The organism is Streptomyces sp. AHU1 (genome assembly GCF_045343905.1).
GTDB lineage: Bacteria > Actinomycetota > Actinomycetes > Streptomycetales > Streptomycetaceae > Streptomyces > Streptomyces triticiradicis.
The window spans coordinates 2,703,763-2,729,092 of sequence record NZ_CP174283.1; the positions used below are offsets into that span (position 1 = coordinate 2,703,763).

At 72.3% G+C, this 25,330-nt stretch carries 23 protein-coding genes and 1 pseudogene; 8 read left to right on the forward strand and 16 right to left on the reverse strand.

The genetic code is table 11. From position 1 onward, the window contains the following. Position 1: 1 nt before the first annotated feature. Positions 2–481: a bacterioferritin gene (gene bfr / locus ACICHK_RS12305; protein ID WP_103552107.1), complete on the forward strand. Its 480-nt coding sequence runs from the start codon at positions 2–4 to the stop codon at positions 479–481. 28 nt (positions 482–509) lie between these two features. Here the strand turns inward: bfr and ACICHK_RS12310 are convergent, their stop codons facing one another. From ACICHK_RS12310 to ACICHK_RS12320, 3 genes are all read right to left on the reverse strand, one after another. Further along, on the reverse strand, positions 510–782 hold the full coding sequence (locus tag ACICHK_RS12310) for a bacterioferritin-associated ferredoxin (protein ID WP_406836922.1): 273 nt from the start codon (positions 780–782) through the stop codon (positions 510–512). A 168-nt stretch (positions 783–950) separates the two neighbouring features. Continuing rightward, positions 951–2,303 carry a class II 3-deoxy-7-phosphoheptulonate synthase gene (locus ACICHK_RS12315; protein WP_151469704.1) on the reverse strand — a complete coding sequence of 451 codons (1,353 nt, stop codon included), beginning with the start codon at positions 2,301–2,303 and terminating at the stop codon, positions 951–953. Positions 2,304–2,440: 137 nt separating this feature from the next. After that, positions 2,441–3,658: a glycoside hydrolase domain-containing protein gene (locus tag ACICHK_RS12320; protein WP_406836923.1), complete on the reverse strand. Its 1,218-nt coding sequence runs from the start codon at positions 3,656–3,658 to the stop codon at positions 2,441–2,443. A gap of 125 nt (positions 3,659–3,783) precedes the next feature. Between ACICHK_RS12320 and ACICHK_RS12325 the strand changes: the two genes are divergently transcribed. Further along, positions 3,784–3,840, forward strand: a complete 57-nt coding sequence (locus ACICHK_RS12325; RefSeq protein ID WP_101392327.1) for a trp operon leader peptide — start codon at positions 3,784–3,786, stop codon at positions 3,838–3,840. Positions 3,841–3,950: 110 nt separating this feature from the next. Further along, positions 3,951–5,852 carry an anthranilate synthase family protein gene (locus ACICHK_RS12330; protein ID WP_406836924.1) on the forward strand — a complete coding sequence of 634 codons (1,902 nt, stop codon included), beginning with the start codon at positions 3,951–3,953 and terminating at the stop codon, positions 5,850–5,852. Here ACICHK_RS12330 and ACICHK_RS12335 read toward each other — a convergent pair. From ACICHK_RS12335 to ACICHK_RS12355, 5 genes and pseudogenes are all read right to left on the reverse strand, one after another. Next, a complete protein-coding gene (locus tag ACICHK_RS12335) occupies positions 5,804–6,799 on the reverse strand; it encodes a 2-hydroxyacid dehydrogenase (RefSeq protein WP_406836925.1) in 996 nt (331 codons plus the stop codon). The genes ACICHK_RS12330 and ACICHK_RS12335 overlap by 49 nt on opposite strands. 112 nt (positions 6,800–6,911) lie before the next feature. Continuing rightward, the gene (locus ACICHK_RS12340; protein ID WP_151469699.1) at positions 6,912–7,940 is read right to left on the reverse strand and encodes a 6-phosphofructokinase; all 1,029 of its coding nucleotides are present in this window, start codon (positions 7,938–7,940) and stop codon (positions 6,912–6,914) included. 141 nt (positions 7,941–8,081) lie between these two features. Further along, positions 8,082–8,729 carry a response regulator transcription factor gene (locus tag ACICHK_RS12345; RefSeq protein WP_103552118.1) on the reverse strand — a complete coding sequence of 216 codons (648 nt, stop codon included), beginning with the start codon at positions 8,727–8,729 and terminating at the stop codon, positions 8,082–8,084. A 61-nt stretch (positions 8,730–8,790) separates the two neighbouring features. Then, positions 8,791–10,011, reverse strand: coding sequence for a MacS family sensor histidine kinase (gene macS / locus ACICHK_RS12350; RefSeq protein WP_406836926.1), 1,221 nt, complete (start codon positions 10,009–10,011; stop codon positions 8,791–8,793). A 258-nt stretch (positions 10,012–10,269) separates the two neighbouring features. Continuing rightward, a pseudogene (locus tag ACICHK_RS12355) lies at positions 10,270–11,049 on the reverse strand (lysophospholipid acyltransferase family protein); the annotation flags it as partial. Positions 11,050–11,208: 159 nt separating this feature from the next. On the opposite strand from ACICHK_RS12355, the gene ACICHK_RS12360 reads away from it, so the two are divergent. Together ACICHK_RS12360 and ACICHK_RS12365 are read left to right on the forward strand one after the other, a co-directional pair. Then, positions 11,209–12,018: an alpha/beta hydrolase gene (locus ACICHK_RS12360; RefSeq protein WP_406836927.1), complete on the forward strand. Its 810-nt coding sequence runs from the start codon at positions 11,209–11,211 to the stop codon at positions 12,016–12,018. A gap of 202 nt (positions 12,019–12,220) precedes the next feature. Then, positions 12,221–12,817, forward strand: coding sequence for a hypothetical protein (locus ACICHK_RS12365; RefSeq protein ID WP_406841205.1), 597 nt, complete (start codon positions 12,221–12,223; stop codon positions 12,815–12,817). A gap of 38 nt (positions 12,818–12,855) precedes the next feature. On the opposite strand, the gene ACICHK_RS12370 is transcribed toward ACICHK_RS12365, so the two are convergent. The 6 genes from ACICHK_RS12370 to ACICHK_RS12395 all read right to left on the reverse strand — a co-directional run bounded on the left by ACICHK_RS12370 (position 12,856) and on the right by ACICHK_RS12395 (position 18,407). Further along, positions 12,856–13,620, reverse strand: coding sequence for an endonuclease/exonuclease/phosphatase family protein (locus ACICHK_RS12370; RefSeq protein ID WP_151469694.1), 765 nt, complete (start codon positions 13,618–13,620; stop codon positions 12,856–12,858). A 390-nt stretch (positions 13,621–14,010) separates the two neighbouring features. Continuing rightward, positions 14,011–14,964, reverse strand: a complete 954-nt coding sequence (locus ACICHK_RS12375) for an ROK family glucokinase (RefSeq protein ID WP_151469693.1) — start codon at positions 14,962–14,964, stop codon at positions 14,011–14,013. 54 nt (positions 14,965–15,018) lie between these two features. Then, positions 15,019–15,504, reverse strand: a complete 486-nt coding sequence (locus ACICHK_RS12380; protein ID WP_151469692.1) for a DUF5304 domain-containing protein — start codon at positions 15,502–15,504, stop codon at positions 15,019–15,021. A 92-nt stretch (positions 15,505–15,596) separates the two neighbouring features. Beyond that, positions 15,597–16,775, reverse strand: coding sequence for an ArsA family ATPase (locus tag ACICHK_RS12385; protein WP_406836928.1), 1,179 nt, complete (start codon positions 16,773–16,775; stop codon positions 15,597–15,599). Between the two features lie 269 nt (positions 16,776–17,044). After that, complete coding sequence (locus tag ACICHK_RS12390; protein WP_103552094.1) at positions 17,045–17,485, reverse strand: SRPBCC family protein; 441 nt, start codon at positions 17,483–17,485, stop codon at positions 17,045–17,047. A gap of 124 nt (positions 17,486–17,609) precedes the next feature. Beyond that, positions 17,610–18,407 carry a metallophosphoesterase gene (locus tag ACICHK_RS12395; protein ID WP_406836929.1) on the reverse strand — a complete coding sequence of 266 codons (798 nt, stop codon included), beginning with the start codon at positions 18,405–18,407 and terminating at the stop codon, positions 17,610–17,612. Between the two features lie 296 nt (positions 18,408–18,703). Here ACICHK_RS12395 and ACICHK_RS12400 point away from each other — a divergent pair, with 296 nt between their 5' ends. Further along, positions 18,704–20,500 carry an AMP-dependent synthetase/ligase gene (locus ACICHK_RS12400; protein ID WP_406836930.1) on the forward strand — a complete coding sequence of 599 codons (1,797 nt, stop codon included), beginning with the start codon at positions 18,704–18,706 and terminating at the stop codon, positions 20,498–20,500. 347 nt (positions 20,501–20,847) lie between these two features. Here ACICHK_RS12400 and ACICHK_RS12405 read toward each other — a convergent pair whose 3' ends face one another. Continuing rightward, positions 20,848–21,990 (reverse strand): glycosyltransferase family 4 protein, encoded by a 1,143-nt coding sequence (locus ACICHK_RS12405; RefSeq protein ID WP_406836931.1) that lies wholly within the window; start codon positions 21,988–21,990, stop codon positions 20,848–20,850. 143 nt (positions 21,991–22,133) lie between these two features. On the opposite strand from ACICHK_RS12405, the gene ACICHK_RS12410 reads away from it, so the two are divergent. Next, the gene (locus tag ACICHK_RS12410) at positions 22,134–23,375 is read left to right on the forward strand and encodes a glycosyltransferase 87 family protein (RefSeq protein WP_406836932.1); all 1,242 of its coding nucleotides are present in this window, start codon (positions 22,134–22,136) and stop codon (positions 23,373–23,375) included. Here the strand turns inward: ACICHK_RS12410 and ACICHK_RS12415 are convergent. Further along, positions 23,336–24,664 carry an MATE family efflux transporter gene (locus ACICHK_RS12415; protein ID WP_406836933.1) on the reverse strand — a complete coding sequence of 443 codons (1,329 nt, stop codon included), beginning with the start codon at positions 24,662–24,664 and terminating at the stop codon, positions 23,336–23,338. The two genes, ACICHK_RS12410 and ACICHK_RS12415, sit on opposite strands and share 40 nt — an antisense overlap. 134 nt (positions 24,665–24,798) lie before the next feature. On the opposite strand from ACICHK_RS12415, the gene ACICHK_RS12420 reads away from it, so the two are divergent. Further along, positions 24,799–25,323 (forward strand): PadR family transcriptional regulator, encoded by a 525-nt coding sequence (locus tag ACICHK_RS12420; protein ID WP_151469815.1) that lies wholly within the window; start codon positions 24,799–24,801, stop codon positions 25,321–25,323. Positions 25,324–25,330 lie beyond the last annotated feature (7 nt).

Here is a 25,330-nt window from a genome sequence, read left to right on the forward strand (position 1 = left end):
GATGCAGGGCGACCCCGAGGTCATCGAATTCCTCAACGAGCAGCTGACCGCCGAGCTGACCGCGATCAACCAGTACTTCCTGCACGCGAAGATGCAGGAGAACTTCGGCTGGACGAAGCTCGCCAAGTACACGCGGCACGAGTCGTTCGACGAGATGAAGCACGCGGAGGTGCTCACCGACCGCATCCTCTTCCTGGACGGGCTGCCGAACTACCAGCGGCTCTTCCACGTCCGGGTGGGGCAGACCGTCACCGAGATGTTCCAGGCCGACCGGCAGGTGGAGGTCGAGGCGATCGACCGCCTCAAGCGCGGGATCGAGGTGATGCGCACGAAGGGCGACATCACGTCCGCGAACATCTTCGAGTCGATCCTCGCGGACGAGGAGCACCACATCGACTATCTGGACACCCAGCTGGAACTGGTCGAGAAGCTCGGTGAGGCGCTCTACATCGCGCAGCTCGTCGAGCAGCCGGAGAGCTAGTCGGACACAGGGCCGGGCGGCCGGAGGGTCACGCGGCCTCGCGCCCGGAGGTCCCGTGGCCGACGGCCTCGCGCCGATCGGCCTGCCCGAGGACCTCGGAGAGCACCGGCTTCCCCTGGTCGGCCAGCTCACGGCGCGGACACGAGCCCCTGCCCAGCAGCGCCTGGATCCGGCGCACGCACGAACCGCAGTCCGTGCCCGCCTTGCAGGCCGAGGCTATCTGCCGAGGAGTACAGGCGCCGTCCTCCGCGTGCTTCTTCACCTGCTGCTCGGTGATCCCGAAGCAACTGCAGACGTACATGCGGTTCACCTCCCGCCGGAATCGTTGGTGGTGCCGTCCCGATGATCGGTGAGGCTAACCTAACCTTACCCGTCACACAGAAGCCACAAAAGTGGCGTGGGGCGCGGATCGCATGTGATCCGCGCCCCACTTCAGGCGTCCGTAACAGGCGTCGCGCCTGTTGATCTGCTACTGGTCCCGGTACATCTCGGCGACGAGGAAGGCCAGGTCGAGGGACTGGCTGCGGTTCAGACGGGGGTCGCAGGCCGTCTCGTAGCGCTGGTGCAGGTCGTCGACGAAGATCTCGTCGCCGCCGCCCACGCACTCGGTGACGTCGTCACCGGTGAGCTCGACGTGGATGCCGCCCGGGTGCGTGCCGAGGCCCTTGTGGACCTCGAAGAAGCCCTTGACCTCGTCGAGCACGTCGTCGAAGCGGCGGGTCTTGTGGCCCGAGGCCGCCTCGAAGGTGTTGCCGTGCATCGGGTCGGTCACCCAGGCCACGGTCGCGCCGGAGGCGGTGACCTTCTCGACCAGCTCGGGCAGCTTGTCGCGGACCTTGTCCGCGCCCATGCGCACGATGAAGGTGAGACGGCCCGGCTCGCGGTCCGGGTCGAGGCGCTCGATGTACTGCAGCGCCTCCTCGGCCGTCGTCGTCGGGCCCAGCTTGATCCCGACGGGGTTGCGGATCTTCGACGCGAACTCGATGTGCGCCCCGTCCAGCTGACGGGTGCGCTCGCCGATCCACACCATGTGGCCCGAGACGTCGTACAGGTTGCCCGTGCGCGAGTCGACGCGGGTCAGGGCCGACTCGTAGTCGAGGAGCAGCGCCTCGTGGGAGGCGTAGAACTCGACGGTCTTGAACTCCTCCGGGTCGGTGCCGCAGGCCCGCATGAAGTTCATCGCGTTGTCGATCTCACGCGCGAGCTGCTCGTAGCGCTGGCCGGACGGGGACGACTTCACGAAGTCCTGGTTCCAGGCGTGCACCTGGCGCAGGTCGGCGTAACCGCCGGTGGTGAAGGCGCGCACCAGGTTGAGCGTGGAGGCGGACGCGTTGTACATCCGCTTCAGGCGCTCGGGGTCCGGGACGCGGGCCTTCTCGTTGAAGTCGAAGCCGTTGACCGAGTCGCCCCGGTAGGTCGGCAGGGTCACGCCGTCGCGGGTCTCGGTGCTCTTGGAGCGCGGCTTGGAGTACTGGCCGGCGATCCGGCCGACCTTCACCACGGGGACCGAGGCGGCGTACGTGAGGACGGCGCCCATCTGGAGCAGCGTCTTGAGCTTGTTGCGGATGTGGTCGGCCGACACGGCGTCGAAGGCCTCGGCGCAGTCGCCGCCCTGGAGAAGGAACGCCTCTCCCTTGGCGACGGACGCCATCCGGGCGCGCAGCTGGTCGCACTCGCCCGCGAAGACGAGCGGCGGATACGACTCGAGGTCCGCGATCACATCGCGCAGAGCCTCGGCATCGGGGTACTCGGGCTGCTGCGCCGCGGGCAGGTCTCGCCAGGTGTTGCCAGCGCTCGCGCTGGACTTAGCGTTCACGGTCACCCGGACAACATTACGGGGTCGTGTCGGGCGTCTTGTTCACATGCCCATCAAGTGAGACGAACCCCGCTCGATCGGTGACTCCCCGGGCGGCCGCACGACCGGTCGCGGCGCCCGCCCGGGGAGTGGGGACGGGAGTCCTAGTCCACGTCGAGGCGGTCGCGGTCGATGGAGATCCGCACCCCGCCGTGGGTCTCGGTCGTGTCGCCCACGTACTGGTGGACGCGCTGGTGCTTGGCCCACAGGGTCGAGGGGATCGAGGAGTCGGACGTGCTCGACACACGGTTCCAGCGGGCGAAGTGGATCACGTCTGGCAGGGTGACGCGGCTCTTGTTGGCGATCAGGTCGGACATCAGGGACGAGGTGTTGCCGTACGCGCCGGAGCGGTAGCCGAGCGCGTGCAGGCGCACGGTGTAGGCCTGGAGGTAGGCGAGCACCGAGTCGGTGACCTTGCCTCCGGGCTCGTAGTGCTCCAGGTCGAGGTAGATCACCGAGCCCTTGCCGAAGCCCAGCGCGGCGGCCTGCTTGACGGCGTCGTCGGCGCCCGCGGTGCCCTGCGACACCGGGCTGGTGATCGCCGCGCAGCCGCCCCCGCAGCTGCCGCCGTCGGAGGAGGGCTGCCGGCCGACGTACAGCGGGAAGAACCGCCAGCCGCGCGTGTACTGCGTGCGCACCCAGTCGGCGGTCAGGTTCTGCTGGGCGCAGGCGCGGTTGATGCCCCCGATGTAGACGCCGACGGCGCCGTACGGGGAGTCGTCGCGCCAGGCGTCCATCGCCGACCGGCTCGGGGCGGCGCAGGTGTCGAAGCCCTCGCCGCGGAAGGAGGTCGCGTCGGTGGGCAGCGGGGCCGCCGCGCGCTGTTCGGCGGACCCCTCGCGCCGTGCGCCGGCGACGGGCAGTCCGGCGCCGCGCAGGACGTCCTGGATGCGGGCGCGGTCGTAGCCGTAGGCGGCGGTGACGGCGATGCGGTCGGCGGTGGCCCGGTAGGTGCGGGCCACCGGGTTCTCGGTGACGGCCCTGGGGGCCGCGGAGGCGGGCTGGACCAGGAGCGCCTCGGTGCGGCCGCTGGCCCTGGCCGGGCAGTTCTGGTCAGGGCCAGGTGTGCCGAGGTAGACGGCGTGCCGGTCGAAGCGGACACAGGTGTCGGGATGCTTCCTCAGGTCCACGATCCGCCAGGAGTCGGGCACGGTGAAGACGTGACCGCGGTAAGCGACCTGGGTCAGGTCCTCGGAGCCGCTCCGGCGCGGGGCCGAGCTCGCGGGGACGAGCGTTCCGGCGGCGAGGGCGGCCGCCGTGAGGAGCACGGTCAGGGCGCGGGCTCCGGTCCGGCGGGTCTGGGACGAACGGGCTGCGTGCATGGTTCTCGTTTCTCGGTGCGTTCGGACTGTCTGGCCATCCATGGCCGGTGACCGGACGGTCGGAACGCCCCGCGGGACCGTTTCACGCTGTTGCCCGCCCCTCACCGTCGGGTAAGGTGCGGCGCATGTTCGCGCATTCGAACCAGAACTGGTGGTGGACCGCTCATCCGGCGGCCCACTGACTGCGCGTTGACGAGAACTTCGCGAAGGCCGCCCGAGGGGCGGCCTTCGGTGTTTGCGGACCCGGGCCGTTCCTCTCCGAGATGCACGTTCCGAGAGAAGGACCGCACCGATGAATCTGCTCGACCTGCTGGACGATCCCCGTCCCTTCGCCCTGCTGCGCCGCCGTACCCCGGGCCGCGACCACGACGTGGTCGAACTGCTGCTGGGGCCGGTGCGCGAGGTGGAGCGCCTCGCCGACATCCCCGACGAGGCCCTCGCGCTGATCCCGTTCCGGCAGATCCGCGAGCGCGGCTTCGACGTCCGTGACGACGGCACGCCGCTCTCGGTGCTCGTTCCCGAGGAACGCCGTGAACTGCCGCTCGCACAGGCACTGGCGGAACTCCCGGACCACGACGTGCGGGTCGAGGGCGGCGGCTTCGACGTCGGGGACGAGGAGTACTCCGGGATCGTCGAGCGGGTGCTGCGCGAGGAGATCGGGCGCGGCGAGGGCGCCAACTTCGTGATCCGGCGGACGTACGAGGGCCGGATCCCGGGGTTCGGACGGGCCGACGCCCTGGCGCTGTTCCGCCGGCTGCTGGTCGGCGAACGCGGCGCGTACTGGACGTTCGTCGTGCACACAGGGGAGCGAACTTTGGTCGGGGCGAGCCCGGAGGTGCACGTGCGGATGTCCGCCGGGACGGTCGTGATGAACCCGATCAGCGGGACGTACCGCTATCCGGCCGGGGGTCCGACGCCCGAGGACCTGCTGGCCTTCCTCGCCGACGGCAAGGAGATCGAGGAGCTCTCGATGGTCGTCGACGAGGAGCTCAAGATGATGTGCACGGTCGGGGACATGGGCGGGGTGGTGATCGGGCCGCGGCTCAAGGAGATGGCCCATCTCGCGCACACCGAGTACGAGTTGCGGGGCCGCTCCTCGCTGGACGTGCGGGACGTGCTGCGGGAGACCATGTTCGCGGCGACCGTCACCGGCTCGCCCGTGCAGAACGCCTGCCGGGTCATCGAGCGCCACGAGGTCGGCGGGCGCGGCTACTACGCGGGCGCGCTGGCGCTGGTCGGGCGGCAGCGCGAGGACGGGCCGGACGGCGGGCCCGGGGCGCAGACCCTCGACTCACCGATCCTCATCCGCACCGCCGACATCGACGCGGACGGCCGGCTGCGGGTGCCGGTCGGCGCCACCCTCGTCCGGGGATCGGACCCGGCGGGCGAGGTCGCCGAGACGCACGCCAAGGCGGCGGGCGTGCTGGCGGCGCTCGGGGTGCGGCCCGGCCGGCCGCGCCCGGAGGCGGCCCGGCCCCGGCTCGGCGACGATCCGCGGGTGCGGGCGTCGCTGGACGGGCGGCGGGCCTCGCTGGCGCCGTTCTGGCTGCGGATGCAGGAGCGGTCCCGTGACCTCACCGGGCACGCGCTGGTCGTGGACGCGGAGGACACCTTCACCGCGATGCTCGCGCACGTGCTGCGCTCGTCCGGCCTCGAGGTGACGGTGCGCCGCTACGACGGGCCGGGGCTGCGCGAGGCGGTCCTCGCGCACGTGGGCCCGGTCGTCCTCGGCCCGGGTCCCGGCGACCCCTCGGACGCGGCGGACCCCAAGATGCGTCTCCTGCGCGCCCTGACCGCCGAGGTGCTGCGCGAGCACCGGCACGGCGTCCTCGGTGTCTGCCTCGGGCACGAGCTGATCGCGGCCGCGCTGGGGCTGGAGATCGTGCGCAAGGACGTGCCGTACCAGGGCGCGCAGACCCGCATCGACCTCTTCGGGCGACCCGAGACCGTCGGCTTCTACAACAGTTTCGCGGCGCGCTGCGACGACGAGGCGCTGGCGGAGCTGGCGGAGCACGGCGTGGAGGTCAGCCGGGCCGCGAACGGCGAGGTGCACGCGCTGCGCGGTCCCGGGTTCGCGGGCGTGCAGTTCCACCCGGAGTCGGTGCTGACGCTGAACGGGGCGGCCGTGGTGCGGGAGCTGACGGGTCAGCTGCGGGGCACGAGCACGTTCTCCGAGCGGCGGCCCTCGGTGTAGTCGAGGACGTTGGCGGCGGTGGCGTCGACGATCTGGCCGACCGCGTCCCGGGTGTAGTACGCCTGGTGCGAGGTGACCAGGACGTTCGGGAAGGTGACCAGGCGGGCCAGGGTGTCGTCCTCGACGGTCTCGAGGGACTTGTCGAGGAAGAAGAGTCCGGCCTCCGCCTCGTACACGTCGAGGCCGACGCCCGTGAAGCGGCCCTCGCGCAGCTGCGTCACGAGGGCCTGGGTGTCGACGAGGCCGCCGCGGCTGGAGTTCACCAGGATCGCGTCGTCCTTCATCAGGCGCAGGGCCTCGGCGTCGATGAGGTGCTGGGTCGCCGGCATCAGCGGGACGTGCAGGGTGACGAGGTCGGACTCGGCGAGGAGGCGCTCCTTGGAGACGTACTCCATGCCGAGTCCGACGCACGCCGGGTTCTCGGCGACGTCCCAGCCGAGCAGCTTCATGCCGAACCCGTGGGCGATCCTGGCGAAGGCCTCGCCGATCTTCCCGGTGCCGACGACGCCCGCGGTGCGGCCGTGCATGTCCCGGCCCATCAGCCCCGCGAGGCGGAAGTCGAAGTCGCGGGTGCGGTTGGCGGCGCGCACGATACGGCGGTTGACGGCCATGCCGAGGGTCCAGGCGAACTCGGCGACCGAGTACGGCGAGTAGGACGAGACCCGGGCGACCGTCATGCCGAGGCGCTCGGCGACCTCCAGGTCGATGTTGTTGAACCCGGTAGAGCGCTGGGCGACGAGCTGGGTGCCGCCGGCCGCCAAGGTCTGCAGGACGCGGTGTCCCAGGGCGCAGTTGACGCTGGTGGACACCACCTCGTAGCCGGCCGCGATGGGCGCGGTGTCCGCGGTGAGGAAGACGTCGAGGCAGCGGACCTCGTGGCGTCCCTCGAAGGCCTTCTCGATCAGGGGCTTCTCGTCGGACTGGACGCCGAACGCCAGGATCTCCACCGGTCTCTCCCGTGCTGGGGTACGGGCCGAATATTACGGCCCGTACCCCAGCGCCCGCTCGGGCGGTACCGGAGCTCCGCCGTCAGCCGTCGGTCGCCGTCGGCCTCGGCCGTCAGCCGAAGAAGACTCCTGCCTCCGCGTACAGGCCCGGGTCCACCGTCTTCAGCCTGGCGGTGGCCTCCGCGATCGGGACGCGGACGATGTCCGTGCCGCGCAGGGCCACCATCTTGCCGAAGTCACCGTCGCGGACGGCCTCGATGGCGTGCAGTCCGAAGCGGGTGGCGAGCCAGCGGTCGAAGGCGCTGGGCGTCCCGCCGCGCTGGACGTGCCCGAGGACCGTGGTGCGGGCCTCCTTGCCGGTGCGCCGCTCGATCTCCTTGGCCAGCCACTCCCCGACGCCGGAGAGCCGGACGTGCCCGAAGGAGTCCAGGCTGCCGTCCTTGAGGACCATGTCGCCGTCCTTGGGCATGGCGCCCTCGGCGACGACGACGATCGGCGCGTACGAGGCCTTGAAGCGCGAGGTCACCCAGGCGCAGACCTGGTCCACGTCGAAGCGCTGCTCGGGGATGAGGACGACGTTCGCGCCGCCGGCCAGACCCGAGTGGAGGGCGATCCAGCCCGCGTGGCGGCCCATCACCTCGCAGACGAGGACGCGCATGTGCGATTCGGCGGTGGTGTGCAGGCGGTCGATGGCCTCGGTCGCGATGTTGACCGCCGTGTCGAAGCCGAAGGTGTAGTCGGTGGCGGAGAGGTCGTTGTCGATGGTCTTCGGCACGCCGACGATGTCGATGCCGTACTCGTCGCCGAGCCGCGCGGCGACGCCCAGGGTGTCCTCGCCGCCGATCGCGACGAGGGCGTCGACCTCCTGCTTGGCGAGGTTCTCCTTGATCCGGCGGATGCCGTTCTCGTGCTTGAGGGGGTTGGTGCGCGAGGATCCGATGATGGTGCCGCCGCGCGGCAGGATCCCGCGCACGGCGGGGATGTCGAGCCGCACGGTGTCGCCTTCGAGCGGCCCCCGCCAGCCGTCCCGGTACCCGACGAAGTCATAGCCGTACTCCTGCACGCCCTTGCGGACGATGCCCCGGATGACGGCGTTGAGTCCGGGGCAGTCGCCGCCTCCGGTCAGTACTCCGACCCGCATGGAAAGTCCCTTCGCCACGATTGGCTGTCGGACTCACGCTAATAGTGATCCAGGTCACTTCGGCACGGTGCGGACGGGCCGTTCCGGTGAATTGTCGGGTAGTTGATCAATAGATCACCCGAAAGACGGCGTTCGTGGCGGTCACGCCCCGTCCAGTCCGCGCTCTATGGCGTAGCGGACCAGCTCGACGCGGTTGTGCAGCTGGAGCTTGCCCAGGGTGTTCTGCACGTGGTTCTGGACGGTGCGGTGGGAGATGACCAGGCGTTCGGCGATCTGCTTGTAGCTCAGGCCCTTGGCGACCAGGCGCAGCACCTCCGTCTCACGGTCGGTCAGCTGCGGGGCCCTCGGCTCGTCGGCGCCCGTGGCGGTGACGGGTTCCGAGGCCAGCCGGCGGTACTCGCCTAGGACCAGTCCCGCGAGGCCCGGCGTGAACACCGGGTCGCCGACGGCCGTCCGGCGCACCGCGTCGGTCAACTCCTCCGCGGACGCCGACTTCAGGAGGTAGCCGGTCGCGCCGGACTTCACCGCCTCCAGCACGTCGGCGTGCTCGCCGCTGGCCGACAGGACCAGGACGCGCAGGGACTGGTCGGCGCCGACCAGTTCCTTGCAGACCTGGACACCCGGCTTGGCGGGCAGGTTCAGGTCGAGGACGAGGACGTCGGGCGCCGCCGCCAGCGCGCGGCGCACGGCCTGTTCCCCGTCGCCCGCGGTCGCGACCACGTCGAACCCGGCGGCCGCCAGGTCACGGGCCACGGCGTCACGCCACATGGGGTGGTCGTCCACCACCATGACCTTGATGGGGGTCTCCCCCGTCGTCCCGCCCGTCATCGCCCTACCGTCGCCTTCGTCATCACGTTCTCGCCTTCCCCCGCACGTCCTTCGGCACCTTCAGCTCGACCTCGGTGCCCTGTCCCGGGACGGAGACCAGCTCCGCCGTGCCGCCCAGATCGCGCAGCCTGCCGCGGATCGAGAGCGCCACGCCGAGCCGGCCCTCGCCCTCGGCCTGGGCGAGCCGCCCCGCCGGGATGCCGGGGCCGTCGTCGCGCACCGTCACGATCACGGCGTCCGGCTCGTCCTCGACCAGGATCCAGGCACGGGCGTCCGCGCCCACGTGCCTGCGGACATTGTCCAGGGCGGCGCCCACGGCCGCGGCCAGTTCCCGCGCGGCGGACGGGTCGAGCGGCACCGCGGCGCCGGGCTCGGAGAGGGTCACGCGCGCGGTGGCGTACGGGGCGAGCAGGGCGCGCAGGTCGAGGGGACCGCCGGGGTCCTCGTCGTCGGGTTCGTCCACGGCCCGTACGACCGCGCCGAGCGCCGCGTCCTCCGACACCCGCGAGACGGGCACCAGACCGCCCGACACCAGCGTGCGCAGCGCGACCTCCTGCTCCCCGGCCATCCGGCCCAGCTCGGCCGCCTCGCCGCCGAGCGCGCTGCCCCGCCGCTGCACCATGGCGAGGACCTGGAGCACACCGTCGTGGATGTCCCGGGCGAGGCGCTCGCGTTCGCGGGTGGCCGCCTCGATCTCCAGGGCGCGGGCGAGGGTGCGCTCGGAGGCGCGGGCGACCTCGACGACGTAGCCGATGGCGATGGAGGCGACCCAGACGAGGATCACGTTGTGCACGGTGTCGCGGGTCGGGGCGCCGCGCTCGACGAGGTTGGCCGCGGCGACGAGCGTGGAGGCGAAGGCGGCCCACCGCCAGCCGCCCTTGATCGCGAAGGCCAGGACGGCGCCCGCGGTCCATATCGACGGCAGGGTCGGGCCGCCCGATTCGATGCGCTCGGCGGAGTCGGCGACGCGGGTCAGCAGGATGCCGGCCAGCGCGACGGTGAGGTCGGCGGCGAGGAACCCTTTGGTGCAGTTCGCCGCCCCGGCGACCTTCGGGAGCGTGGCCAGCGTCCAGACGAGCAGGAACGCGAAGAACGCGACGGCCGCCCACGGGCGGTCGAACCGGTGGTACGCGGTGGCGAAGAGCCCGATCGCGTACAGCACGGTCAGAACGCGGTACCCGGCCAGGGCGCGCCACAGCGGCTGCTCGACCGACATCCTCATGACTCTTTCGCGCTTGGCCATGCCCCCCACCCCACGCTGCCGACGTCCCTACGGACGCTCCCGGGAGCCGGACCGTTGCCTGCCGGCCGGTCCGGCTCTCCCCCGCCCCTAACCGGCCGCCGGACCGGTCTGTTCCCCGGTCTGCTTCTCGGAGGATCCCGCCTCGGGGGTCTGCTCCTCGGGGGTCTGCTCCTCGGGGGTCTGCTCCTCGGGGGTCTGCTCCTCGGGGGTCTGTACCTGGGGGGTCTGTGCCTGGGGGGTCTGTGCCTGGGGGTCCTGGCCGGCCCGCTCCTCGGCGTCCCGCGCTTCGGCCTGTTCCCTGGCCGCCTGCTTCTCCGCCTGGGCGAGGGCCGCCTTCGCCGCCTTCTCGGCGTCCTTCTCGGCCTTCGCCGCCTCCGCGATCTGCCGCTTGGCGGCCGTCGCGTACATGTCGACGTACTCCTGGCCGGAGAGCTTCATGATCTCGTACATGACCTCGTCGGTCACCGCGCGGAGCACGAACCGGTCGTGCTCCATGCCGCTGTAGCGGCTGAAGTCCAGCGGCTTGCCGATGCGGATGCCCGGACGCATCAGCTTGGGCATCAGCTTGCCCGGCGGCTGGATCTTCTCGGTGTCGATCATCGCGACCGGGATGACGGGCGCGCCGGTGGCGAGGGCCACGCGGGCGAGGCCGCCGGGCTTGCCGCGGTAGAGGCGGCCGTCGGGCGAGCGCGTGCCCTCCGGGTAGATGCCGAACAGCTCACCGCGCTCGATCACCTCGATACCGCTCTTGATGGCCGCCTCGCCCGCGCCGCGCGCGCCGGAACGGTCCACCGGGAGCTGGCCGACCCCCTTGAAAAAGGCCGCCGTCATCCGGCCCTTGACGCCCGGGGTCGTGAAGTACTCCGCCTTCGCGATGAAGGTCACCTTGCGTTCGAGGACCGCCGGCAGGAAGAACGAGTCCGAGAACGAGAGGTGATTGCTCGCCAGAATGGCCGGGCCCTCGGCGGGGATGTTCTCGAGGCCTTCCACCCAGGGCCTGAAGGCGAGCTTCAGCGGCCCTCCGATGGAAAACTTCATTGCGCCGTAGATCACCCGCGTGCCTCCTGTGTCGTAGATCAGACCTTAACCCGGAGCGGCGGCAAAGGACCCGACGACCCTGGTCGGTGTCAGTACGCTCGCGTACGGTGAAGCACACCCGGAGTCGTTTTCCGCCCAACTCATGAACAGGAGACCGAGGTGCCGGTCCTTCCTGGAGCCGAGCCGTTCCGCCACGAGGGCGGAGAGGTCGGCGTCCTTCTCTGCCACGGTTTCACCGGCTCCCCGCAGTCGCTGCGCCCCTGGGCGGAGTACCTCGCCGAGCAGGGTCTGACCGTCGCGCTGCCGCTGCTGCCGGGCCACGGCACCCGCTGGGAGGACATGCAGGCCACCGGCTGGCAGGACTGGTACGCGGAGGTCGACCGCGAGCTGCGCGCCCTGCGCGGGAGCTGCTCGCGGGTGTTCGTCTTCGGGCTCTCGATGGGCGGCGCGCTGGCCCTGCGGCTCGCGGCCCGGCACGGCGACGAGATCGACGGCGTCGTGCTCGTCAACCCGCTCAACAAGGTGCGGGGCCTGGCCGCGCACGCCCTGCCCGTGCTGCGTCACCTCGTCCCCTCCACCAAGGGCATCAAGAGCGACATCGCGAAGGAGGGCTCCGAGGAGATCGGCTACGACCGGGTGCCGCTGCACGCCGCGCACTCGATGCGCCGGCTGTGCGGGGTGGTGGACGCGGAGCTGCCGCAGGTCACCCAGCCGCTCCTGCTGCTGCACAGCCTGCAGGACCACGTGGTCTCCCCCGCCGACTCGGCGCGCGTCCTCGGCCGGGTGTCCTCCACGGACGTGACGGAGATCGTGCTGGAACAGAGCTACCACGTCGCGACGTTGGACCACGACGCGGACCGGATCTTCGAGGAGAGCCTCTCCTTCGTCACCCGGCTCGCGCCCGGTGCCGGCAAGGAGGCCGACGCCGGTCAGGTGGGTCTGCAGGAAGGGACGGCAGCCGGTGGCTGAGCACGACGCGGACCGCGGCGATTTCGAGGAGAAGGGCGTACCCGTCGGCGAACCGCTCGACGGGGCTCGCGGCGAGGGGCCCGGCGACGCGCTCACCGAGTCCGCCGGGGACCCGCGCGGGGAGTCTCCCGGTGATGCCCGCGGGGAGTCCGCCGCCGACGGGCAGAGCGCGCCCTTCGACGAGGAAGCCGCCTGGAAGTCGATCGTCGAGGGATACGGCGAGGAGCCGCCGGACCCGCCCGGCTCGCGGCCGTTCCGGTCGGTGGAGGACCTGGCGCTCCCCGAGCCCGGGACGGACACCGGCCCCGGGACCGGTGGCAAGAGCACCGGGGACGGCGGGGGTCCCTCCCGGCCGAGGACCGGGGGAGAAACCGAGACCTCGAAGGAGGGCGAGGACGGCCCGTCGGGGTCCGGGCCGGAGGCCTCCTCCGGCGACCTGCCCTCCGCCGTCAGGCCCCTCGGCAGTTCGATCCGCTTCGCGCCCGGTGTCGGCGGCCCGCGGGACTACCGCGCGCCCGAGCCGTCCGAGGACGACTTCGACGAGGACGACGAGGGCCACTTCGTTCCGCCCGAGCCGCCTCCGCTGCCCGCCGCGGACACGACCGCCAAGTTCGCCTGGCTCGGCGTGCTCGGCGGCCCCGCGCTGCTCCTGCTGGCCGTCCTGCTCGGCTGGGACATGACCTGGTGGCTCACCACCCTCGGCATCGGCGGTTTCCTCGGCGGCTTCGCCACCCTGGTGACGCGCATGAAGGACGACGACGAGGACGACGACGATCCGGGCCGCGGCGCGGTGGTCTGACCCGTCCCGCCCCGGCCGGGAGCACGGCGGGACGGTTCTCAGGACGCGGGCACTCTGAGGGCGGCCAGTACGGGCAGGTGGTCCGTGGCCGCCCTCAGGTCCGCCGCGCTCACCCCGGGGAGGCCGAGCGGCACCCCGCAGCCGAGGACCTCGATGCCGGGCGTGGCGAAGACCGCGTCGATGCGCCGGTCGGGCCCCGCGAACGTCCAGGTGTGCTCCCCGCCCCAGGGACGGGTCGCGAAGCCGTCCTGGAGCGCGTCCGCGAGCCGGCGGAAGGCCGGTCCCGTCGGGCTCTCGTTGAGGTCGCCGCCCGCGACGGCGTGCGGGGTGCCGAGGCCGGCGAGGCGGTCGAGGAGCATGCCGCTCTGCTCGTGGCGCTCGTCCTTCCGGAGCGACAGATGGCAGCTCAGCACGCCGAGCCGGGCACCCCCGAACCGCACGACCGCCGTGGCGAAGCCCCGTCGGTGCTGCCCCGGGGTGAGCGGGAGCAGCACGTCCTCGGTGCGCTCCACGGTGGCCCGCAGGGTGCACAGCAGCGCGGGCCCGGCGGCGGTGGCGCCCCCGGACAGGATGACGAGATCCGAGGCGGCTGCGAGACGCGCGAGCTTCTTGCGCCAGCGGAAGAAGCGCGGCGCCTCCTGAACCAGGACGAGGTCCGGCGCGCAGGCGCTGATCACCCGGGCGAGCGCCGCGGTGTCGTCGCGCATCGAGCGGATGTTGTAGCTGAGCACGCGGACGACGGCCGAACCGTCGGCTTCGGTGCGGGACACGGGCAGCGGACTGGCGGAGGAGCTGGTCGGCATGGCGATCAAGATACGCGCCGGAGGCCCGCCGGAAGGGCCGAAGAGGCACATGGCCCGTACTCCGCGGGGCGCGGGGCGGGCGGACGGGCTCCCCGGCACACCGGGGGACCCCCGATCGGGTGAAGCGCGGTCGGCGCGCGGCCGGGGTTTCGCGGAAGCGCGCCGGGCCCGGTGGGGCGCGCGGTTCCGACGGGCGCGGTGGGCACGGGGCGCGCGCCCTCCTGGGCGGGTGAGGCGCGGTCGGCTGACGGCCGGGGTTTCGTGGAGATGCGCCCGGCTCGGTGGGGCGCCGTTCCGACGGGCGCTGTGGGCACGGGGGCTCTCGGACGCGGCTGCGCCCGCCGTCCTGTGCGGGTGCGGCGGGCGCTGCCGTGCGAGAGGGTGCGGGACCTACATGATCGGGTCGGGCTCCCGGGCGAGGTCCGCCGCTCCGACGAGACCCGCCTTGTTGCCCAGCTGGGCGGCGATCACGTCGGCGACCGGACGCCAGTTGCCGCCGACCAGCCAGCGCTTGTACGACTTGCGGATCGGGTCGAGGACCAGCTCGCCCTCGTCCGAGAGGCCGCCGCCGACGATGAAGGCGGACGGGTCGAAGAGCGAGGCGAGGTCGGCCAGGCCCGCGCCGGCCCAGCGGGCCAGCTCGCGGTAGGAGTCCACCGCGACGTGGTCGCCCTGGCGGGCGGCCATGGAGATGTGCTTGCCCTCGATGCCGTCGGGGGTGCCGTCGCCGAGGCCCAGCAGGACCTGCGCCGCCTCCGGGGTGGCGTTGGCGCGCTGCTTGGCGTAACGGACGAGGGCGCGCCCGGAGGCGTACTGCTCCCAGCAGCCCTGCGAGCCGCAGCCGCACAGCAGTCCGTCCGGCACCATCCGGATGTGGCCGAACTCGGCGGCCACGCCGAAGTGGCCGCGGCGCAGCTTGTTGCCGATGATGATGCCGCCGCCGAGGCCCGTGCCCAGGGTGATGCAGATGACGTTGCGGTGGCCCTTGCCCGCGCCGAACTTGTACTCGCCCCAGGCGGCCGCGTTCGCGTCGTTCTCGACGACGACCGGCAGGCCCACACGCCGCTCGACCTCGGCCTTGAGCGGTTCGTTGCGCCAGTCGATGTTCGGCGCGAAGTAGACGGTCGAACGCTGGCGGTTCACATATCCGGCGGCACCGATGCCGACGCCGACGATGTCGTGGCCGGCACGCGCGCCCTCCACGGCCGAGGCGATGGCGTCCACGATCGCCTGCGGCGTGCCCGGGGTCGGCACCTTGTGCGTCGAGAGGATATTGCCTTCCTCGTCGACCACACCGGCCGCGATCTTCGTGCCGCCGATATCGACGCCGATGGTGAGTCCCATGAATCCCTCAGTTTCGGTCGAGCCCCGCTACGGCCAACCGTACCCGAGGGGCGATTAGTCCAAGTCGATGTGTTCGCCCGGACCGGCCTCGTCGTCGCGGGAACCCGTGCCCCGGGTGGTCCAGCGGCGCTCCTGGTTCTCGACGGCCGAACGGTAGGCGGCGAGCAGTTCGGAGCCCGCGGCCGCGAGGTGGTCGAAGACCTCGGGATTGCGCTCCAGCACCGGTTCCACGGCGGCCTTGGCCTGCTGCACGACCTGGTTGACCACCTGCTGGGCGGTACCGCCGGCCACCGCGCCGAACAGCGGTGACTGGAGCCCGGAGAGCTTGTCGGCGACGGCGTCGACGAGTTTGCGCAGTTCCTCGGCGGCCGAGCCGGGCGGCGGGCCGTGCTGGGCGCGGCGGCGGGCCTTCTCCTCGGCGAGGTCCTCCGCGCAGGCCGTCGCCCAGGCGTCGTCGTCGGTGGCGCGCTTCTCCTCGAAACGCACCTCGTCGGCCGTCTCCTCCTGAGCGGCGTCGGATGTGGGGCGCTCTTCGCTCATGGCGGGACTCCTGCCTACGTGTCTCGTGCTTTCGACGTTACCCGAACGGGGGTACCCCGTTCACCGTGCCCGGCGTCCCGGATCGCGCACGGTCACTTCTCGCGCGGCCACAGCCCGGGATCGGGCGTGAAACGGACGCGCAGCTCGCCCTCGCGCAGTGCCGCTCCGGCCACCGCGCAGCGGCGCAGCGCGGACGGGAGCGGGACGATCCTGCGGAACTGGCCGACGGTGACGACGAGTTCGTCGCCGCGCCGGACGAGATCGAGTTCGTCGCGTATCGCGCCGGGCAGCGGGATGTGCCACACGAGCACGCCGTCGTCGGCGAGGCGGTCGGTGACGGGCCACTCGACCGGGGTGGGCGCGGTGTTGACGCCGGGCACGGGAAGCGCGGCGAGGTCGTCGGTGCCGCGCGGGTCGTGGCCCCGGTGCGGGACCTCGTGGACCTCGTGGACCTCGGACGACTCCCGCCACTCGTCCAGGGCCTTGCGCTGCTGGGCCACGAGGGCTCCCAGCCAGGCGTCGTGGGCGGTGTCGGGCAGCACCCGGTTCGCGACGAGGGCGTCGACGGGCAGGCCCCGCAGGGCGAGGGCGGTGGCGGCGGTGCGGACGGCGTCGGTGCCGGCCGGGCCGGGCTCGGCGACCAGTCGTACGGTCGTGGCGCGGTCCTCGACCACGCCCTGTACGGCGGCCAGCTCGATGTCCCAGCGCCCCGCGGTCTCGTACAGCCACTCGGCGGGCATGGGCACGCCCGCGAGCCGCCCGAGGACCGGACGCAGGGCCCGGGCCGCCTGGCGCTCCGGCGGGAGCAGGCGGCGCAGATAGCGGCGGAGTTCCTCGGGCAGGGCGAGGAGGGCGAGGGCCTGGGGGGCCGGGGGCAGGTCCACGACGAGCAGGTCGTACGCCTCCGACAGCGCGGCGTCGCGCAGGGCGCGCAGCAGGGCGAGTTCCTCGGCGCCGGGGAGCGGGGTCACTTCCTCGGCGTCCAGGCGGGAGGCGCCGAGGAGGTCGAGGGCGGTGGTGGCGCGCCGCTGGAAGGCGGTGAGGTCGTCGCGGAAGCGGGCGGCGGCGTCGGGACGCCAGGCGGTGAGGCCGGGGGCGGCTTCCACGGGGTCCGGGCCGGTGGGGACGCCGAGGACGGCACCGAGGGTGTCGGTGCGGTCGGCGGTGAGCACCAGGGTGCGGGTGCCCTCGCGGGCGGCCCGCAGCGCGGTGGCCGCGGCGACGGTGGTACGGCCTGTGCCGCCTTGGCCGGTGATCAGGATGGTGCGCATGGGGGTGAACGCTACCGGTGCGGTGGCCTCGGCGGTTTTCGGGATCCGGTCCGGTGGGGGCCGGGGCCGTGCCGGTGCATCAGCCCGTCGCTGTCGGGTGAGGCGTGGCCGTCGGTGGCGACGGGCATCGATGTACCGGCACGGCCCCTCCCGCCGTATCCCGGCTGCGGGTGCGCGCTCGGGAGAATCCAGCCCCTCCGGCGTTTGAGGAGCGGGGGGTCCGGGGGGCAGTACCCCCGGTACGGGTAGGGGCGGAGGGGCGAAAAAACCTAGGCCGTTTCCTCGACGCGCTTCTTCAGGCCCGCCAGGGCGCGGTCGATGATGACCTTCTCGGCCTTGCGCTTGATCATGCCGAGCATGGGGATCTTCACGTCGACGGTCAGCCGGTAGGTGACCTCGGTGGCGCCCTCGCCCGCGGGCTTGAGGAGGTACGAGCCGTCCAGGGAGCGGAGCATCTGGGACTTGACCAGGGTCCAGGAGACCTCGTGGTCGCCGGTCCAGGTGTAGCCGAGGGTCTGGTCGTCCTTGATGGCACCGGCGTCCATGACGAGACGGACCTGCTCGGCGCGGCCGAGCTCGTCCGACTTGAGGACCTCCGCCTCCTTCACCTCACCCGTCCAGTCCGGGTAGCGGGCGAAGTCGGCGATCACCGCCATGACGTCAGCCGGTGCCGCCTCGATCGTGATGCTCGAACTGGTGTGTTCCGCCATCGCGGTGGCTCCTCGAGATGCGGTCCGGTGAGGGAGGGTGGTACGCACGTGTGTGCAGCGTGAAGGCTACCGCGCACGGCCGCGGGCGCCGTCACCCCACCTGGTCTTCAGCGCCGTCGCCGTGTCACCACTCCAGCACCCAGGGGCGGCCCGAGCCCGCGAAGTGCCCCACATTGACGCATTCCGTCGCCCCGACGCGCATCCGGCGGACGAGGGGCTGGTGAACGTGGCCGAAGAGCGCGTAACGGGGGCGCGTGTGCCGGATCGCGTCCAGCAGCGCGAGGGAGCCCCGCTCGAAGCGGCGCGCCACGGTGTCGTACACCAGCTCCGGCACCTCCGGCGGGATGTGCGTGCACAGCACGTCGACCTCGCCGACCGCCTCGATCTTGGCCGCGTACTCCTCGTCGCTGATCTCGTACGGCGTCCGCATCGGTGTCCGCAGCCCCCCGCCCACGAAGCCGAAGACGCGGCCGCCGATCTCGACCCGCTCGCCGTCGAGAACGGTGGTGCCGGGGCCGGCGCACTCCGGCCACAGGGTCGGCATGTCGACATTGCCGTAGGTCGCGTACGTCGGTTCCGGGAAGGCGGCGAACATCTCGGCGTACTGCCTGCGCACCGCCTTCTCGATCGCCGCGGCCCGGTCGGTGCCGATGCCCGCCCACAGTCGGGCACCGAACGCGCGCGCCTCCTCGAAGCGGCGGGCGGTGCGCAGCTCGACGATGCGATCGGCGTTCTCCACGCCGAAGAGGTCCGGGAAGATGCCGCGCGCGTGATCGGCGTAGTCGAGGAAAAGGACCAGGTCACCGAGGCAGATCAGGGCGTCGGCGCCGTCTCCGGCCCGGGCCAGGTCGCGGGCGTTGCCGTGTACGTCGCTGACGACGTGGATGCGCGTCCTCGGACGGCCGACCGGTGTGGATGCCATGACGATCAAGCGTAGGCCGGTGCGGCAAACGTGAACAGAGGGGGCCGGACCTGCGATTACTGGCACCGCCGGAAGCGTGTGGACTACTGTGCGCGCAGGAATGCCACCACGTGTGACGCATGGAACATCTCGCCGGGACCCCCTGTCGAAGAAGCCATACCGACGGGTAACGTCCGGGCAGTCCAGTCGTACTCGGGATTTCAACATGTGATCTCTTGAGTACTTGCCCGAGCCTTGGACCGCATCGTCGCATCACACAGAGTCGTGGCGTTGGTGCCCTATGAGGAGCAGCAGTCTTGCGCGAGTTCAGCCTTCCGGCTTTGTACGAGGTCCCCGCGGACGGAAATCTCACCGACATCGTCCGCCGAAACGCCGCGCAGCATCCCGACGTAGCCGTGATCGCCCGCAAGGTGGGCGGTACCTGGACGGACGTCAGCGCCACCACGTTCCTCGCCGAGGTGCGGGCCGCGGCCAAGGGCCTGATCGCCTCGGGCGTGCGGCCCGGTGACCGGGTCGCCCTGATGTCCCGCACCCGCTACGAGTGGACGCTGCTCGACTTCGCGATCTGGAGCGCCGGCGCCGTCACCGTGCCGGTGTACGAGACCAGCTCCCCCGAGCAGGTGCAGTGGATCCTCGGCGACTCGGGCGCCCGGGCCGCCATCGTCGAACTGCCCGCGCACGCGGCCTCCGTGGAGTCGGTGCGCGACCGGCTGCCCGCCCTCGAACACGTCTGGCAGATCGAGGCCGGCGGTGTCGAGGAGCTGGGGCGCCTGGGCGCGGACGTCAGCGACGCCACCGTCGAGGAGCGCAGCTCGACCGCCAAGGCGGACGACCCGGCGACCATCGTCTACACCTCCGGGACCACCGGCCGCCCCAAGGGCTGCGTCCTGACCCACCGCTCCTTCTTCGCGGAGTGCGGCAACATCGTGGAGCGGCTGCGTCCGCTGTTCCGTACCGGTGAGTGTTCCGTCCTGCTCTTCCTCCCGCTCGCGCACGTCTTCGGGCGGCTCGTGCAGATCGCGCCGATGATCGCGCCGATCAAGCTGGGCTGCGTCCCGGACATCAAGAACCTCACCGACGAACTGGCCGCGTTCCGGCCGACGCTGATCCTCGGCGTGCCGCGCGTCTTCGAGAAGGTCTACAACTCGGCGCGTGCCAAGGCCCAGGCGGACGGCAAGGGCAAGATCTTCGACAAGGCGGCGGACACGGCGATCGCCTACAGCCGCGCGCTGGACACCCCCTCGGGACCGTCGTTCGGCCTGAAGATCAAGTACAAGACCTTCGACAAGCTCGTCTACAGCAAGCTGCGCGCGGTGCTCGGCGGTCGCGGCGAGTACGCGATCTCGGGCGGCGCCCCGCTGGGCGAGCGGCTCGGCCACTTCTTCCGCGGCATCGGCTTCACGGTCCTGGAGGGCTACGGCCTCACCGAGTCCTGCGCGGCCACGGCCTTCAACCCGTGGGACCGCACGAAGATCGGTACGGTCGGCCAGCCGCTGCCGGGCTCCGTGATCCGCATCGCCGACGACGGCGAGGTGCTGCTGCACGGCGAGCACCTGTTCAAGGAGTACTGGAACAACCCGTCCGCGACCGCCGAGGCGCTCGCCGACGGCTGGTTCCACACCGGTGACATCGGCACCCTCGACGAGGACGGCTACCTCAGCATCACCGGCCGCAAGAAGGAGATCATCGTCACCGCGGGCGGCAAGAACGTCGCCCCGGCCGTGATAGAGGACCGCATCCGCGCCCACGCGCTGGTCGCGGAGTGCATGGTGGTCGGTGACGGGCGTCCGTTCGTCGGCGCGCTGGTCACGGTCGACGAGGAGTTCCTGGCCCGCTGGGCCGCGGAGCACGGGAAGCCGGCCGGCTCGACCGCGGAGTCGCTGCGCGAGGACGCGGACCTGATGGCCGCCGTCCAGGACGCGATCGACGACGGCAACGCGGCGGTGTCCAAGGCCGAGTCGGTCCGCAAGTTCCGCATCCTCGCCCACCAGTTCACCGAGGAGTCGGGGCACCTCACGCCGTCCCTGAAGCTGAAGCGCAACGTGGTGGCGAAGGATTACGCGAACGAGATCGAGGCGCTTTATCGGGGCTGACGCCCGAGCGACCGGGTTCCACCCCGGCCGGGAACAACACGGCTCGGCCCCCCTCAGGTGGAGGGGGCCGAGCCGTTTCCGTCGCCGGGGCCGTCCGCCCTCCTTCGCGGGGAAGGTGGTTCCGGCTCCCGCCGTGGGGGTGGGTCTCCGTCCCGGGCGGGAGGTACGTCGTGGCCGCTCGCGCAGTTCCCCGCGCCCCTGACGGGGCTCGTCGTGGTCGCTCGTGTCCCTGGCGGGCGCCCGCAGGGCGGCCGTTCAGGGGCGCGGGGAACTGCGCGAGCAACCCAGGGCGGCCCGCAGACGCCGATGGACGGCCAGGGGCACCCCGGTGGGCGGGCCCGGTGGGGTCAGAGCAGGGCTCGGAGTTGCTCGGCCAGGAGGTCCCAGCGCCATTTCTCCTCGACCCAGGCCCGGCCGCGCTCGCCCATGCGGCGGCGCAGTTCGGGGCCGCCGAGCAGGGTGACGATGCGGTCGGCGGCCTCCTCGGGGGAGCCGCCGCGGACGACCCAGCCCGTCTCGCCGTCGAGCACGGCGTCGGGCGCGCCCCCCGAGTCGCCGGCCACCACCGGGAGGCCCGTCGCCGAGGCCTCCAGGTAGACGATGCCGAGCCCCTCGACGTCGAGCCCGCCCCTGCGGGTCCGGCACGGCATGGCGAAGACGTCCCCGGCCCCGTAGTGCGCGGGCAGTTCCGACCAGGGCACCGCCCCGGTGAACCGGACCGAGCCGGCCACCCCGGTCTCCGCGGCCAGCGTGCGCAGGTCCTTCTCGTAGGGCCCGCCGCCGACGATCAGCAGCACCGCGTCCGGCTCCTTGGCCAGGATCCGCGGCATCGCGAGCACGAGGGTGTCCTGGCCCTTGCGCGGGACCAGGCGGGAGACGCAGACGACGACGGGCCGGTCGGTGAGGCCGAGCCGGGCCCTGACCTCGTCCCCGCCCGAGCCGGGGCGGAAGGTCCGCTCGTCGACGCCGGGCGGCAGCTGCACCATGCGCGCGGCCGCCTCGGGGGTCAGCGCGGAGGCGATCCGCGAGCGCGTGTACTCCCCGAGGTAGGTGATCGTGTCGGTGGACTCGCCGATCCGGCGCAGCAGCGTCCGGGCGGCGGGCAGCTGGGCCCAGCCGGCCTCGTGGCCGTGCGTGGTCGCCACGAGGCGTGTCGCGCCCGCCCTGCGCAGGGCCGGGGCCATCAGGCCGAGCGGTGCCGCCGCCCCGAACCACACGGACGTGCAGCCGTGTTCACGCAGCAGGCCGACCGCCCGCCGGGTGGCGCCCGGCGTCGGGAGCAGCATGGTCGTACGGTCCCGTACGACGGTGAAGGGCTGCTCGGCGTCGAACGCGGCGGTCGCCTCGGCGCCCTCGCGGCCGCGCTTCCAGGTCGAGGCGTAGACGACGAGCCGCTCGGGGTCCAGGCGCAGCGCCATGTTGTGCAGAAAGGCCTGGATACCGCCGGGGCGGGGCGGGAAATCGTTCGTCACGATCAGGGTCTTGTGCATCGTGTTCGACGATATCGAACCTATACTCACAGCTCCGCCAGGCCGCGCTCGACGGCTCGTGCACAGACCGGTGCGTCACCCTGGTTCCGCGAGGAGCGCGGCGGCGGGGCACACGGATTCCGGACGACGAGGGCCAGGTGGGCATGACGGGGACACGGAGGACGAGGTTCCCGTTCGGCGTGGCCGTACTGCTGGGGACCTGGGGTCTGACCAGGCTGGGGCTGCTGCTCTTCGTGGCCAAGGTGTACGTCTTCCCGGGGCCGGACGTCACCAGCGACGTCTCGGTGATCTACCACGGCTGGTACGAGGTCCTGAGCCGGGGCTTCTTCCCCCTGCACGACGTCACCTGGCAGTATCCGCCGGCCGCCGCCCTGGCGATCCTCTCCCCCGGCCTGCTGCCCTTCCTCGACTACCCGCACGCCTTCTTCGTGCTGGCCTTCGTCGCCGACCTGGTGGTCTTCGGACTGCTCCTGTACGCGGGCTCGCGCTCCGGCAGGACCCTGCGCGGCGCCTGGGTGTGGATGATCGGGGTGCCGCTGCTCGGGCCGACCGTGTACGCCCGCTACGACCTGATGGTGACGGCCGTCGCGGTCGCCGCGCTGCTCGCCGGCTCCCGCCACCCCCGGGTGATGGGGGCGCTCACGGGCTTCGGCGCGATGGTGAAGGTGTGGCCGGTGCTGCTGCTGCTCGGCGCCGTGCGCCGCCGGGCCTGGGCGTGGGCGGCGATGACGGCGGCCGGGATCGCGGCGCTGTTCTGGGCGACGATGCCGGGCGCGTTCGCCTTCCTGGCCTTCCAGCGGGACCGCGGCACCGAGGTGGAGTCGCTCGGCGCCCTGGTCTTCCACGTGGCCCGGCACCACGGCTGGAACGGGCGGGTGCTGCTCAACTACGGCTCGGTGGAGTTCGTCGGCCACTACGTCGACGAGGTGAGCACGGCGGCCCTGGTGCTGACCGCGCTCGCCTTCGGCTGGCTGCTGCTGTGGCGGCTGCGCGTCAAGCGGTTCCTGCCGCACACGCTCGCCGACGCCGCGTTCGTCGCCGTCCTGATGTTCATCACCACCAGCCGGGTCATCAGCCCGCAGTACCTGGTGTGGCTGGTCGGGATCGCCGCGGTCTGCCTGTGCTTCCGCGCGAGCCGGATGCTGGTGCCCGCCGTCCTCGTGCTGGTCGCGTGCTTCGTGACGGTGCTGGAGTTCCCGACCTGGTTCGGGGACGTCGTGAACAGCACGTGGCTGGGCATCACCCTGCTGGCCCTGCGCAACGGCCTGCTGGTGGTCTCCTCGGTGCTGGCCGCCCGGGAGCTGTGGCGGAGCACGGTCTCCCGGCCGGAGCCGGAGCTCCCCGCTCAGGCCGCCCCCACCAGGGAGACCCTGGCCTCCTCCTGACGCCCGGCCCGCACCGTCCGCCGGGCCCACAGCACCAGGGCCGCGCACTGCACCGTCATGGACAGCGCGAGGGCCAGACAGACGCCCGCCGGCCCCCATGCGGACAGGGCCAGGGCGAGCGGCAGCTGGACCGCCGTGCCGGCCAGCGTCACCCGCAGCAGCACCGGCGCTCCCCCGCTGCCCTCGAAGACCCCTCCCAAGGCGATGAAGCAGGCCATCAGCAGCAGGTAGGGGCCCACGCAGCGCAGGAACAGCACACCGTCGTGGGCGACCGCGGGACCGGCGCCGAAGGCCCGCATGATCCAGGGAGCCAGGGCCCCGAGCAGCGCCGCGGCGAGCAGGCCGGCCGTCCCCGAGACGAGGACGGCCTGCCGTCCGATGGCGCCCCGCTCGTCGCGGCCCGCGCCGCGGCTGTGCGCGGTGTGGATCGAGGCGGCCTGCCGGACCGAGTAGAACGCCATGGTGGCGACGTACATGACCTTGTAGGCGATCGCGTAGGCGGCCACGGCCGTCGTCCCGAGCCGGGCCACGATCGCGACCAGCACCAGCGCGCCGCCCTGGCGCACGGTGAAGTCGGCGGACATGGGCAGGCCGGTGGTGAGGGTGCGGCGCAGGGCCGCGCCGGTCCCTTCGGCGGGCGTCGCGCCGGCCGCCTGTGCCAGCAGGGTGTTGCGGCGCAGGGCGCGCAGACCCGCGACGAGGGCCACCGAGCGGCACAGCAGGGTCGACAGGGCGGCGCCCGGGACGCCGTACGCGTGGATCAGGAACGGGTCGAGGCCGAGGATCAGGCCGTTGGCCAGCAGGGCGAGGCGCATCGGGGTCCGGGTGTCGCCGGTGCCCTTGAGGATGCCGTCGACGAGGTTCTGCGCGAAGAAGACGGCGATGCCGGGCAGGGAGATCGCGAAGTACCGGACGGCGAGGGCCGACGCGGGTCCGTCGCCGTCGAGCACGAGCCGGGCCAGCGGCTCGCGCAGCAGGAAGCCGCCGAGGGCGATCACCGGGGTGACCGCCGCGCACAGCGCCCAGCCCCCGCGCACGGCCGCCCGGACCGCGCCCGGATCGCGGGCGCCCCGGGCGTGCGCGACCAGGACGGTGGTGCCGGAGGCGAAGACCAGGGCGACGCCCAGCAGCACGTTCTCGGTGTTCGTCGCGACGGCGACGGCGGCCACGGCGTCCCGGCCGAGCCGGGAGACCCAGACGGTGTTGATGATCCCGGCGGCGACGGAGGCGAGCAGCGAGAGGTAGACGGGGTGGGCGAGCGCCATGAGCTGCTTGCGGTGGGCGTTCACGGGGGCTCCCTCTTATCGAGTTACCTCGTTTCGAGGTAACTCGATAAGAGGTACCATGGGTGACCGAACCCCGCAACCATCCGGACGCGACGGCCCCGCGGGGCGCCGGTGTCCACGAGGGAAGGGCCGGCCCGGTGCTGGAGCTGTCGATCCTGGGATTCCTGTACGAGGAGCCCCTGCACGGCTATGAGCTGAAGGAACGCATCAAGGCCCTGAGCGGCCACGTCCGGCCGGTCAGCGACGGCGCGCTCTACCCGGCGATCAACCGCCTCGTCGACAAGGGCCTGCTCGACCAGCGCACCGAGCCCGGCAGCGGCGCGGCCCCGCGGCGCATCCTCGCGCTGACCGACGAGGGGCGCGAGGACCTGCTGGAGCGGCTGCGCCGGCCCAAGCAGGCCGAGATCACCGACCAGGTCCGCTTCAACACCCTGCTGGCGTTCCTGCGCCACCTGGGCGACCCCCGCGAGCAGGCCGCGGTGCTGCGCCGCCGCCAGGAGTTCCTCCACACCCCGGCGAGCTTCTTCTACGAGGACGGCAGGCCCGTGCGCGCGGAGGAGGCCGACGACCTGTTCCGGCGGGGGATGCTGCGGGTGGCGCGGGCGACGGGCGAGGCGGAGCGGGCCTGGCTCGCGGAGGCCATCGCCGTGCTGGAGGGCTGAACGGCCC

What these genes read in the sequence shown, in the direction of transcription:
- ACICHK_RS12320 (WP_406836923.1), bottom strand. Translation starts at nt 3,658, where the DNA reads ATGCACGCAGCCCGTTCGTCCCAGACCCGCCGGACCGGAGCCCGCGCC.
- ACICHK_RS12380 (WP_151469692.1), bottom strand. Translation starts at nt 15,504, where the DNA reads ATGAGCGAAGAGCGCCCCACATCCGACGCCGCTCAGGAGGAGACGGCC.
- ACICHK_RS12395 (WP_406836929.1), bottom strand. Translation starts at nt 18,407, where the DNA reads ATGGCATCCACACCGGTCGGCCGTCCGAGGACGCGCATCCACGTCGTC.
- ACICHK_RS12410 (WP_406836932.1), top strand. Translation starts at nt 22,134, where the DNA reads ATGACGGGGACACGGAGGACGAGGTTCCCGTTCGGCGTGGCCGTACTG.
- ACICHK_RS12375 (WP_151469693.1), bottom strand. Translation starts at nt 14,964, where the DNA reads ATGGGACTCACCATCGGCGTCGATATCGGCGGCACGAAGATCGCGGCC.
- ACICHK_RS12385 (WP_406836928.1), bottom strand. Translation starts at nt 16,775, where the DNA reads ATGCGCACCATCCTGATCACCGGCCAAGGCGGCACAGGCCGTACCACC.
- ACICHK_RS12330 (WP_406836924.1), top strand. Translation starts at nt 3,951, where the DNA reads ATGAATCTGCTCGACCTGCTGGACGATCCCCGTCCCTTCGCCCTGCTG.
- ACICHK_RS12405 (WP_406836931.1), bottom strand. Translation starts at nt 21,990, where the DNA reads ATGCACAAGACCCTGATCGTGACGAACGATTTCCCGCCCCGCCCCGGC.
- ACICHK_RS12340 (WP_151469699.1), bottom strand. Translation starts at nt 7,940, where the DNA reads ATGCGGGTCGGAGTACTGACCGGAGGCGGCGACTGCCCCGGACTCAAC.
- bfr (WP_103552107.1), top strand. Translation starts at nt 2, where the DNA reads ATGCAGGGCGACCCCGAGGTCATCGAATTCCTCAACGAGCAGCTGACC.
- ACICHK_RS12310 (WP_406836922.1), bottom strand. Translation starts at nt 782, where the DNA reads ATGTACGTCTGCAGTTGCTTCGGGATCACCGAGCAGCAGGTGAAGAAG.
- ACICHK_RS12390 (WP_103552094.1), bottom strand. Translation starts at nt 17,485, where the DNA reads ATGGCGGAACACACCAGTTCGAGCATCACGATCGAGGCGGCACCGGCT.
- macS (WP_406836926.1), bottom strand. Translation starts at nt 10,011, where the DNA reads ATGGCCAAGCGCGAAAGAGTCATGAGGATGTCGGTCGAGCAGCCGCTG.
- ACICHK_RS12370 (WP_151469694.1), bottom strand. Translation starts at nt 13,620, where the DNA reads ATGCCGACCAGCTCCTCCGCCAGTCCGCTGCCCGTGTCCCGCACCGAA.
- ACICHK_RS12345 (WP_103552118.1), bottom strand. Translation starts at nt 8,729, where the DNA reads ATGGTGGTGGACGACCACCCCATGTGGCGTGACGCCGTGGCCCGTGAC.